This is a genomic window from Nocardia aurantiaca (assembly GCF_009708175.1).
Lineage (GTDB): Bacteria > Actinomycetota > Actinomycetes > Mycobacteriales > Mycobacteriaceae > Nocardia > Nocardia aurantiaca.
This window is the reverse complement of sequence record NZ_WMBB01000005.1, coordinates 494,962-505,421: the sequence shown is the minus strand read 5'-3', so window position 1 is coordinate 505,421 and position 10,460 is coordinate 494,962. Positions and strand designations below refer to the sequence as shown.

Here is a 10,460-nt window from a genome sequence, read left to right as displayed (position 1 = left end):
CTCTCGCACCAGAAAGGTGCTCCTCACACTGCGTACTTCGATCTTCAGCAAATCGAATTATCGCAGTTCAGAGCACCTTTCGCCATTTCTACGCGACGACCAGCTCAACCGCCATGATTGGCCGAGGTTAGCAGCAGGCCGACATATCGAGATGTCGCCACAGAGCGTGGGCCGTCTGGAAGATGGACAGCGGGTCAAGATTTGCACGGCGCAAATCAGGGACCTGCTCCAGTTCTACGGCGTCCCAGATCCGAGCCCGGAACGGGACGAGGTGCTCGGGCTGTGGGAGGAGGTCAAACAGCAGGACCTCATCATGAAAGCGCAAGGAGGGACCGCAGGTTGGTGGCGGGCCTACAGCGATCAGTTCGATGCGCACTTCGATCACTACCTGCGGCTGGAGGAAGCCGCCGACCATCTGACGACACATCAACTTTCACTGATACCAGGCCTGCTGCAAACCGACGACTACCGTCGAACCCTGATCGGCTTCGCCGACCTGGGGCTGTCCGCCGTCGATATCGAGCGTCGGCTCGAGTTCTCCGTCAGGCGGCAGGCGCGGCTCGAGCAATACGACTTCCGACTCGATGCACTGCTGTCGGAAGCGGTGCTGCGACATCGCCCCGGCGGACCAGCGGTCATGGCCTGTCAGCTGCGGCGGCTCAACGAGGCCGGTGAACGCGAGAATGTTTCGATTCGAGTCGTGCCGTGCGCCACGGAGACGAACTGCGGTCTCGTGGTGCGATCCTTCACCCTGCTCGAATTCCCACCGCTCGCAAACAAATTGGTCGAACCACCCATCGTCTACGTCGAAGGCTATGAAGGTGCGATCTATCTAGAACAGCGTGAGGTCATCGCACGGCATCGGCGAGCTATCGCCGGCCTCCGGCGGGTAGCGTTGAGTGAGGACGCCAGCCGCGAGCTGGTATGGCGCATCGCAAAGGAGTGCACAGCGTGAGCTTCGACCTTTCCAATGCCACGTGGTTCAAGTCCAGCAAGTCTCCAAACGCTTCGGAGTGCGTCGAGGTCGCCTTCGCCGAGGACGCCGGGTTCGTCGGCGTGCGCGATTCCAAGGATCCGGCGGGTCCGGTGCTCGTCTTCTCCGGCGAGCAGTGGGATCGATTCCTGGGCAGCGGGATCTGGCGGGGGTGACCCTGAGCGGTGGCATGGGGTCAGCCGATACACCAGGCTGAGAATTTCGCTCTGGTCGCTGAGTATTCGCCATTGTGCGGGTAGTCCCCAATCGGAGGCCCGGACGAGGGAGCCGTACCTGGCGTGCGGCAAGGCGGCCTTCGGAGGGTTGTCATGTCGCGGCCGGTGTTGGTCGTGTCCCGCGTTTTCGACGCCGTGTGGGCCAGCGCGGTCGGGAAGTCGGAGGGGTCCGGGCCGACGGTTGGTGTTCGGGCTGGCGCTCGTGGCGAGCATGGCGGGGCCGACCTATGCCATGCGCGGGGGTGCCCATCGGACGGCGCACGCGGTGTGGGTCGGGATCACGGCGGTGTTGACCGTCGTCCATTCCATGGCCACCGGCTGGGCCGCCATCAGTGTGATCAGACTGCTGCTGCTCGGCGGCATCGTGCCTGCGTGATCGGGTGAAGCTGGTCGCGTAACCGCTATTTCGGCGGTTCCAGTTTCACCGCGTCCGCGGGGACGCTGGGAACCGATTGCACGGTCTGGGTTTTGGCGGCGGGGTCCGGGAGGAGGAGTCGCCAATCCTCCGAGACCCACAGCACCGTTTCCGAGGTCGCGGTGATGCTGGCATCGGAGTAAGTGGCATAGACGGTGAGGTCGGTGCGATCGGGGGTGTAGGCGGTGATCTTGTAGGCGGTGATGCGCGGGGCGACGGCCGGATTGGCGGGGGCGGTGATGGAGACCTGCGCGCGAGCCAGCACCCAGGAGTCCTTGGCGGGACCGGAAATCAGCGAAATGGCCGCCACCTGCGGCCATGCGCCGTCGGGGGCCAGTGACAGCCGCGTGCTGTGATTGATGGCGGCCAGGGCGGCGCCCTGCGGAGTGCGGGAAAAGCCCGCGGCCGTGGTACCGAGTTTGCTGGGGCCGTCATGGCTTCCGACGGGCAGCTGCACACCCTGGTAGTTCTCCCAGTGCACATCGGCGGGGGTACGGCCCGGGTCGACCGGTGTGGTAGTCGCTTTCGGGACGCTGTCATCACTGACACCGCAGGCAGAGACGGCGAGGACGGCTGAGGAGACGAGTAAGACCGCGACTGCGGAGACGAAAGTTTGCGCGTAGTGTGCTGGCTTGGCGCGCATGAGAATTCCTTCAGGTAGACCGTTCGAACCGTCGAGAAATGTTGCGATGACGCGGGTTCGGGTACAAGCGCGGGCAGGCGAACGCGAATGATCCTCAAGATGTCGACCGGCTCGGTTTAACAATTGATCACTCCTGTCACGGATCCGGTTGTGGGCGCTGACGATCCGAGTAAGATCAGGGCCGCAACATGATCATCGCAGGTGGTGGGGTGCCATGATGGATCATCGGAACCTGGTTCCGGTGGGACACCTGTGTAGTCGGCCGGTGGTGCGGAATGCCATGGCATCCGGGGGATTCGGGCCGCGCGCCCGCTGTTGTCCGTTCGGGGAAGGGGAACTGGGGACATGAAGACCAAACGAACTTCCATCCTGTTGTCCATGCTGCCCATCGCGCTGGTGGCGGGCCAGGGCGTGGCCGCCGCGGCCCCGGGACAGCCCGGGCTCGCCGTACCCGGCGACGGGCAACCGGGATTGAGCACCCAGCCACAACAGCCGCCCGCGAATTCCGCGCCGAGTCCGGCGGATTACATCCCTGATCCTCCCGTCGCTCCCCCGAACCGGCCCCGTCCGAAGCAGCAGACAACGCCGCAGCAGGACACCATCATTCAGCCGCAGGTGACCCAACCGCAGGCAGATGCGCCGCAGACCACAGAACCGCAGACTGATCAGCCCGCAGCCAATGCGCCTGAAGTAATGCCCAGTGACCCACACCAGCTTCGGTTGGGCAGCAATACGGTCGCGCTTCCCGACTGGGTTGATACGAAGACGCGCAACAAAGCTCAGGCCTATGTAGACATGGCCGAGTGGCAACTGGCAGCGGCATACGACGGTCTCGGTTTGCCGCGAGATGAATCCGATCGTCGAGCTGCCTCGACACTCGCCGGTGGCATCCTCGGCGGCGTCACGGGCGCACCGGCTGTCGCTGCAATCGGCGTGGCCGGTGGATGCGCCACTGGCGCGGCGATGGGAGCCCTTGCAGGTGCGCTGGTCGGCGGTGTTCCCACCGGCGGCGTGGGCGCTCCCGTCGGCGCAGTCGTCGGCGGCGTGGCCGGATGCGCTCTCGGTGCTGCGGCACTAGGCGTTCCTGGTGTGTTGGTCGGCGCGACAGCAGGCACGATCTTCGGAGGCGCGTGGGGCGGATTTGCCTCGCCGCAGAACGATGCCCAGCCTCCCGCGTCTGTGCCGCCCCTGATCGATACCGCTGCGCAGGTGCCGGTTTCGGATCCGGCGACGGGTTCGCCCGGGGTGCAGCCGGTTTCGTCGATCGCTGGTCTGCCCGCGCCGATCGCGCAGGTGGCCGCGCCCATTGTGCAGCAGGTCGCCGCCACCGTCCAGCAGCAGGTCGCGCCGGTGGCGGAGGCCGCGACGCCAATGGTGGAACAGGTCGCCGCCAGTGTCGGCCAGCAGGCGGCCGCGGTGGCGCCGCAGGCCGCGCCCGTAGTCGAGCAGGTGGTGGACGGGGTGAACGCCCAGGTCGACTCGTTCCGCACCGCGGTGGCGCAGATGCCCGCGCTCACCCCCGAAGCGTTCATGGCCGCCCTCCAACCCGCCCCGCCGGGTGCGTGACCGGAACGACACGGTGACGCCGTGACCGCAGACGACAGCGCCTCCTCCGACCTCTCCCCCACCACCCCCGCGGACCCGCGCCCCGCCGGACACGAATCCGGCACAACTCGGGCCGAGCACGATTTCATCCGCCTCGAGCCCAGCGCGATTCGGCCCGAATCCAGCACCACTCGACCCGAACCCACCTCCGCCCGCTGGGAACCCGACGCGACCCGGGCCGAATCCAGCACCACTCGACCCGAACCCACCTCTGCCAGCCGGGAACCCGACGCCACCCGGGCCGAATCCAGCACCACTCAGCCCGAACCCACCTCCCCCCGCCCGGAACCCGACGACACCCGGGCGGAACGCAACTCCGCACGACACAAGCCACCGGTATCGCCGCGACTGTCCGGCACGGCGCGGGCCGAGCGCCGGACTGGTGGGCACGGGTCCACGGCGGCAGGGCATGAACGCGAGCCGGCTGCGGTCGAGCGGGACGGTACCCGGACGCGGCTCGAATCCACCACGCACGGATTCGATTTCGCTCCGAGCGGCGGGACCACCCGGCTGGGGCCCGATGCCGTCGAAGGCGGGCAGGACGAGGCGGACACTGGTCGACTCGGAAACGATGGGGAACGTGGCGGAGCGGTGACGGGACGGCATCGGGCCGACAGCGACCAAGGTGGCCTCGCGGCGGGTCGGACCGGATCCGAGCGGACCGGGGCCGATCGGAATGGGTCCGGCGCGGTCGGCGGTTCCGATGACGAAGGACGGGATGGACTCGCCAAAGGTCCGGTGCGACCACCCATCCCTGTGCTCACTCCCTCCGGCGGGGAGCCCGTGCGCGTGGCGGAAGAGGCGATGGCCGAGGCGCCTGGATGGGCTTCCTGGTTGACCGAAGGGTCGGTGGCGGAACCGGTTGGCGCGGCGCGCGGGCCGGTCCGCGCGCGCGACCTGATGGCCGAGGATCCGATGGCCGCGCTGGTGTTCGAGGCACGGCGGCGGGCGGCGCGGACACAGCGTCGGCTGCGGATACGCAACCGGGCACTAGCGATAGCCGGGGTTTCGCTGGCGCTCGTGATCGTGGCGGCGGTGGCATGGCTGGCGCTCGCACCGGGCGATTCGCAGGGGCCGCAGGCCGTTCCGGAGACCACCGCGGCCACGAGCACGACCGCCGCGAATCAGCCGGGGCTGGTCACCTGGTGTCAGGAACTCAGCACACCGCAGCGGGTGAGCGGCGCCAGCGCGGGTGACCTCTCCAGTGGCCCCGGCGTGATCATGCGCCTCGAATACGCCTGGTACGTGCAGCGCGACGCGGCCGCCGTGCGTGCCCTGCTCTCCCCCGACGCCCGGGTCGCCCCGGAACAGGCCACCCGCGACGCGATTTCGGCCACCCCGTCCGGCACCCAGCACTGCGTTACCATCACCAACGCCGATCCGGACCGCTGGAACGTCACCGTCGACGAGAAGCACCCCGACGGCACCCAGAGCTCCTGGCAGCAGGTCATCACCACCGCCGATCGCGATGGCCAGGTCCGCATCACCTCCATCGTCGCCGGAAGCCGGTGAGCCCATGGTCGACATCGACGACCGGCTCCGCGCCGCGCCGCTTCCCGGCCACCCGGAGAATCCGGCCCACGCGGGAGCGACACCCCGAAACGACCCCGAAACGGTGCATGACACCGCGCCCCGGACAGATTCAACACGCAACCTCGATCCGGAACGCCACCAACGTGATTCGCAACAGCACGCCGATTCGCGACAGCACGCCGAAGTACGGCAGCATGCCGAAGCGCGACAGCACACCGAAACGCGACAGCATGTCGAAACGCGACAGCACACCCAAGCGCGACAGCACGCCGAAACGGGGCGGCAGACCGAAGTGGCGGCGCGGCTCGTGGAGGCGGTACGGGCGAGTGAGGCCGGGGGCGATGGAGATTCAGACTTCATCGACCTGATGCAGCCGGCCCCCGCGGGGTCGCCCACCGATGGGGTGCCGTTGCGGGGCGGTCAGGGACGGCTGGTGCGGGCGGCGGTGCCGCCGGTGCTGGTACTGGGCGGGTCCGGGGCCTCGGGAGCGACCACGACGGCGCTGGGGCTGGCCGCGGCGGCGGCCGTCGACAGTGACGGCGAATTGTGGCCGGTCGTGGTGGACGCCACGCTCGGCGGCGGAGACGTGGCATTGCGCGGCTGCGATGCGGCCGCGCCGGTGAGCACCCTCCAGAAATGGCTCGGCACACCGTATCCGGGGCTGGCCTCCAGTGTGGGCGCGTGCTCGGGCCAGACGTCCACCGGGGTGCGGGTATTGTCGCGAACCCCGGACCCCCTGCCGCGCAGGGAATCCCTGGTGTCGGTCGCGCGCCATCTCGAAACCGCCGGACTGCTGGGCGTTTTCGACGCCGGCGCACCGGTCACCAGCCGCCTGGCCGCCCCGCTGCTGGCCGACCCGCGAGTCGGCCTGGTCATCACCGTCGCCGCCCGCCCCGATGCCATCAACCGCCTCCAGCCCGCCCTCACCTGGCTGGACGAGAACTTCAGCGAATTCGTCGTCGGCGATGCCGTCATCGTCCTCACCGAACAGGTGCCCGGCTCCGCCGCGGCGGTCCTGGACCACGTCCGCACCCACCTCGGCTCGTGGGTTCGCGCCATCGTCCGCATTCCCTTCGACATCCACCTCGCCACCGGCGGGCCCATTACCTGGCACCACCTCACCGCCGAAACCCGCGACGCCTACTTGACTCTCGTGGGAGCGCTCCGATGAGGACCACCCCACTTTCCGGACTCTCAGGGGCTACCGCCCCTGAATCCCCCATGTCGGCCTCAACTCCCTCGGTGGCACAAGACGCACGACGACCACCGCCGGACAACGGCGACATCGCGTCTCAGCCGCACTCCGCACCGCGCACCCCGTGGCAGCCGCTGGGCCGTGGCGCGTGGCGGACCGGCGGCGACACACAGGGATCAGGGGAGATCGCGAGACCGTTCACCCGGTCCCCGGAGGAACCGGAGGACAGCGGCGCTCGGCGATCTCCCAACGGCACAGGGCCTTTCCAGGCGGAAGCCGCGAGTGCGCCCGCGCTCGCCGTTCCTCCCGTGCCGATGTGGCATCGGGCCGTTCCCAATCGGCCACCGCGACCACCGCTGGTGTGGCTGGTGGGCGTCCACGGGGGTGCGGGTGTCAGCAGTCTCGCGGCCAGTTTGAGCTGGGCCGGGGATGCGGGGCAGCGCTGGCCCGCGCGAATCGGGCTGACCGCGGACATGGATTCGCCGCTCGTGGTGCTGGTCGGGCGCAGTCATCTGCGCGGGGTGAACGCGCTGCATCGCGCGCTGCTGGCGCATCAGGCCCGCGCCACGCCGGTCGGCAGCCAGGTGGTCGGGGTGCTGACCGTGGCGGATTCGGCTCGGCCGCTGCCGATTCCGGTCGCGCAGCGGCGCGAGGAGATGGAAGGCCTGGCCGTCGCACTGGGCGCCCGCACCTGGCGGCTGGGCTGGCTCGAACAGTGGCGTGCCCTCGAACCCTACGAAATGGCGGAATGGGATCCCAGCGCCGGTGTCTCGCCGGTGGCGGACGGAGATCCCACTCGTACGCCCCCGCAACCGGTTCGGCTTCTCGCCGAGCAGATCCTCACCGCGGCGAGGACCGCCGGGGCGCGGATCACCGAACGCGCGCAGCACGGCGCGGAACCCAGTCCATGACCTGAACGAGGTGCGACGTGCATCGAAAACTGCTGCCCATCCTGAGGTTTCGAAGTTCAGCACTCTTGACCGCGGCCGTCTGCATCGTGGCGACGGCAGCCATCGGGCCGGCCCGCGGCGGGCCGCCGGACACCACGGTGCCCATCGACACATGCCCGGCGCTGTTCGCGCTCGGCATCCAGGGCACCGGCGAATCCTCCCCCGACGCGGCCGTCACCACCGACACGGGCATGCTGTCGGAAGTCTTCCGGCCCATGATGGCCGACGCCAGCGACGCCGGTCTGGTGGACCGCGCCTACGTGCCCTACGAGGCATCCTTCGGCGGCGCGGTGTCGATCTCCACCACCACCTACAGCCAGTCGGTGAGCGGCGGCCTGGACCGGCTGCGCTCCATGGCCAAACAAATCGTCGACCGCTGCCCCACCACCCAGCTCGCCATCGCGGGGTATTCGCAAGGCGCGCACGTGGCTTCACAGTTCGCACAGGAGGTCGGCACCGGCAAGGGCGCCGTGCCCGCCGAGAAGATCGCGGCCGTGGCGCTGTTCGGCGACCCCAACCGCAACGCCAACGCGCCGCTGTTCCCGGGCAAGCCGGATCAGAAGCTGCCCACCGCCGCACCCGGCACGAACGGCAAATCGGTGGCGGCGCTGGGGGATCCGCCCGCCACCAAGACCGCCTCCGGCGCGGGCATCGCACCCGACAGCGCCACGCTCGAGAACTTCGGAACCCTGGTCGGGCGGGTCGCCGAATTCTGCACCGAGGGCGATCTGGCCTGCGATACCCCGGTGGGCGCGCCGCTGGTGCGGACCGTCGCCAATATCGCCGGGCAGGTGGAGCTTTCGGCCGGCGACCCGATCGGGTCGCTGAAGTCCATCGCCGAGGCGCTGGCCTTCACCTCGATCAAGACGGTCACCTCGGTGGTGAACAACGACCTGTCCGGCAACTCGCTCACGGATCTGTCGTACCAGCCGCAGAAATCCATCTCGCAGCGCATCGCCGAAGCCTCCAACCCGAACAATCAGCTCGACCTCCCCGGCGCGTTCCAGGCGCTGCTCAAGGTCGGGACCATCGCCATCAATTCCATTGTGGCCGTGGTGAAGGACATCCTGACCCCGACCAATATCACCGAGATCGCCACCGCCGGACTCGCCAATCCGCTCGCCGGGCTGACGGTATTCGGTGCCAAACTGGTCGGCGCGGTCACCAACCTGGTGCCGCCCACCACCATCAGCCGGCTCACCACGCAGGCGTTCACGGCCGTCACCCAGAACGTCACCGACAACAAGGATCTGCTCGACATCACCACCTGGGTGCGGTACTGGGACACCGCCCAGAAGCACGATTACACCCACGCGCAGGGCGCCGGATTCGGGGAGAGCCCGACCGACTGGGTCGGCCAGTGGTTCGCGGCCCTCGCCCACGACCTGTCCGCCGCCGGCACGCCCGGCGCGGTCCCGAGCGGCGGCAGCGACAAACCCACACTGGGAATGGATTTCGCGGCCACCTCCACCACGCCCACCAGCGTCCCGCCCAACGGCCAGTTCCCGCTCGGCGGCGGCTCCGGCACCACCTCGCCCACCAGCGGCGTCCCGGCGCTGTCCTTCTCCCCCGCGCCGACCACACCCACTGTCAGCGGGACCCCGCTGATCCCCAACCCCAGCCCGCGGGCGACGCCATGAGCACCGAATCAGGATCTCGGACAACAGCATCGGAATCCGAACCGCTCGCGCCGGCGCACGAGGGCACGGACGCGTACACCGGGCGGTGGTCGGACTGGATCAGCGGCGCGGCCGGCCCGGGCCGCACAGGCGGTCGAGAGCACCACGGCACCGCCGGAGCCGGATACGACGACAAATACCGCGAAGGATACGACGACAGATACCGCGAAGGATACGACGACAGATACCGCGAGGGATACGACGACGAGTACGAGGCCGGTGAATTCGACGACGAGTACGACGAATTCGACGACGAGGACGAGTACCCCGGCCGAGCGCGCACGGAGCAGGCCACGCCTCGGGCGGCCTACGACGCCGCCTGGCGGTCCGTGAACGACCATGGGCCGGGATCGACCGTCCGACGTCCCCTGAAACGAACGCGTCCGAGCTCGACGCGGCCGCGATTCGGCCTCTCCGCCGAGCGCGGCGGACGGCAGTGGGCCGTTCCCCTGCTCGGCCTGCTCGCCGTGCTCGCGGTGACGGCGGCGGTCGCGGTGCAGATCGCCAAGGTCACCGGCGGCCACCCACCAGCGAAACCCCACGTCGCCACGCCCCAGGCCGCTCCGGCCGCGACCGCACCCGCCTCGCCCTCGACCACCGACCAACCGGCCGCGGGCCTGCCCGCCAACCTCTGCCCCAACGAGGCGAAGGGCGGCAATGTCCGCGGTAACGGTCCCGGCAGCACCAAGACCGGGCCGGATGCCATCCTCGCCCTGCAGAGCCGCTACTACGTCGACCGCTCCGGCAAGGCCGTGCGCGAGATGTTCGCCCCCGACGCGCCCGCCCCGAGCATCGAACAGATCCAAGCGGGCATCGACAGCATCCCGGTGGGCACCACCTACTGCGTCCAGATCATGCCCGGCCCCTTCGACGGCCAGCACATCATGGTCGTCACCGAACAACACCCCGACGCCACCAAACGCACCTGGTCCCCCCAGCTGGTGATCACCACCAGAATCGGCGACGCCACCCTCATCTCCGCCATCGTCCCCATGAACGAGGACACGCCCAAATAGCCGCCCCACCACGACACCCCGCTCCGGCGGCGCGGCGGGAGAACTCGGGGTTTGCCAGGCGTTTTGGAAATGCGGAGTGGGTGGGCTAGTGTTCTCTCTCGCAGCCGGACGGCCGACCAGGCCGGAACGGATGCGATGCGGATGTAGCGCAGCTGGTAGCGCATCACCTTGCCAAGGTGAGGGTCGCGGGTTCGAATCCCGTCATCCGCTCCACA

The 10,460-nt window shown here is 68.9% G+C and carries 10 protein-coding genes, 1 tRNA gene, 1 pseudogene and 1 riboswitch; of the genes and pseudogenes, 10 read left to right on the top strand and 2 right to left on the bottom strand.

From position 1 onward, the window contains the following. The 3 genes and pseudogenes from GLP40_RS33245 to GLP40_RS13475 all read left to right on the top strand — a co-directional run. On the top strand, positions 1-955 hold a 955-nt coding region (locus GLP40_RS33245; RefSeq protein WP_196054648.1), incomplete at its 5' end, for a DUF5753 domain-containing protein. Next, complete coding sequence (locus GLP40_RS13480; RefSeq protein WP_328290096.1) at positions 952-1,149, top strand: DUF397 domain-containing protein; 198 nt, start codon at positions 952-954, stop codon at positions 1,147-1,149. The genes GLP40_RS33245 and GLP40_RS13480, both read left to right, overlap by 4 nt. Positions 1,150-1,229: 80 nt before the next feature. Further along, a riboswitch (guanidine-III (ykkC-III) riboswitch) is annotated at positions 1,230-1,292 on the top strand. Between the two features lie 10 nt (positions 1,293-1,302). Continuing rightward, positions 1,303-1,585, top strand: a pseudogene (locus tag GLP40_RS13475) (QacE family quaternary ammonium compound efflux SMR transporter). Positions 1,586-1,610: 25 nt separating this feature from the next. Here the strand turns inward: GLP40_RS13475 and GLP40_RS13470 are convergent. Further along, positions 1,611-2,267: a hypothetical protein gene (locus GLP40_RS13470; RefSeq protein ID WP_154788172.1), complete on the bottom strand. Its 657-nt coding sequence runs from the start codon at positions 2,265-2,267 to the stop codon at positions 1,611-1,613. Between the two features lie 345 nt (positions 2,268-2,612). On the opposite strand from GLP40_RS13470, the gene GLP40_RS13465 reads away from it, so the two are divergent. Together GLP40_RS13465 and GLP40_RS13460 are read left to right on the top strand one after the other, a co-directional pair. Next, entirely contained in the window at positions 2,613-3,833 is a 1,221-nt protein-coding gene (locus GLP40_RS13465) for a hypothetical protein (RefSeq protein ID WP_154788171.1), read from the top strand. Between the two features lie 21 nt (positions 3,834-3,854). Then, positions 3,855-5,384 carry a hypothetical protein gene (locus GLP40_RS13460; protein ID WP_154788170.1) on the top strand — a complete coding sequence of 510 codons (1,530 nt, stop codon included), beginning with the start codon at positions 3,855-3,857 and terminating at the stop codon, positions 5,382-5,384. A 130-nt stretch (positions 5,385-5,514) separates the two neighbouring features. On the opposite strand, the gene GLP40_RS13455 is transcribed toward GLP40_RS13460, so the two are convergent. After that, positions 5,515-5,673, bottom strand: a complete 159-nt coding sequence (locus tag GLP40_RS13455) for a hypothetical protein (protein WP_154788169.1) — start codon at positions 5,671-5,673, stop codon at positions 5,515-5,517. 99 nt (positions 5,674-5,772) lie between these two features. Between GLP40_RS13455 and GLP40_RS13450 the strand changes: the two genes are divergently transcribed. The 5 genes from GLP40_RS13450 to GLP40_RS13430 all read left to right on the top strand — a co-directional run bounded on the left by GLP40_RS13450 (position 5,773) and on the right by GLP40_RS13430 (position 10,458). After that, positions 5,773-6,576, top strand: a complete 804-nt coding sequence (locus GLP40_RS13450) for a MinD/ParA family ATP-binding protein (RefSeq protein WP_154788168.1) — start codon at positions 5,773-5,775, stop codon at positions 6,574-6,576. 392 nt (positions 6,577-6,968) lie between these two features. Next, positions 6,969-7,511 carry a hypothetical protein gene (locus GLP40_RS13445; protein WP_154788167.1) on the top strand — a complete coding sequence of 181 codons (543 nt, stop codon included), beginning with the start codon at positions 6,969-6,971 and terminating at the stop codon, positions 7,509-7,511. A gap of 65 nt (positions 7,512-7,576) precedes the next feature. After that, a complete protein-coding gene (locus GLP40_RS13440; RefSeq protein ID WP_230329502.1) occupies positions 7,577-9,190 on the top strand; it encodes a cutinase family protein in 1,614 nt (537 codons plus the stop codon). Beyond that, a complete protein-coding gene (locus GLP40_RS13435) occupies positions 9,187-10,245 on the top strand; it encodes a hypothetical protein (RefSeq protein WP_154788166.1) in 1,059 nt (352 codons plus the stop codon). Before GLP40_RS13440 ends, GLP40_RS13435 begins: the two co-directional genes overlap by 4 nt. Positions 10,246-10,382: 137 nt before the next feature. Then, positions 10,383-10,458: transfer RNA gene (locus GLP40_RS13430), tRNA-Gly, on the top strand. Positions 10,459-10,460 lie beyond the last annotated feature (2 nt).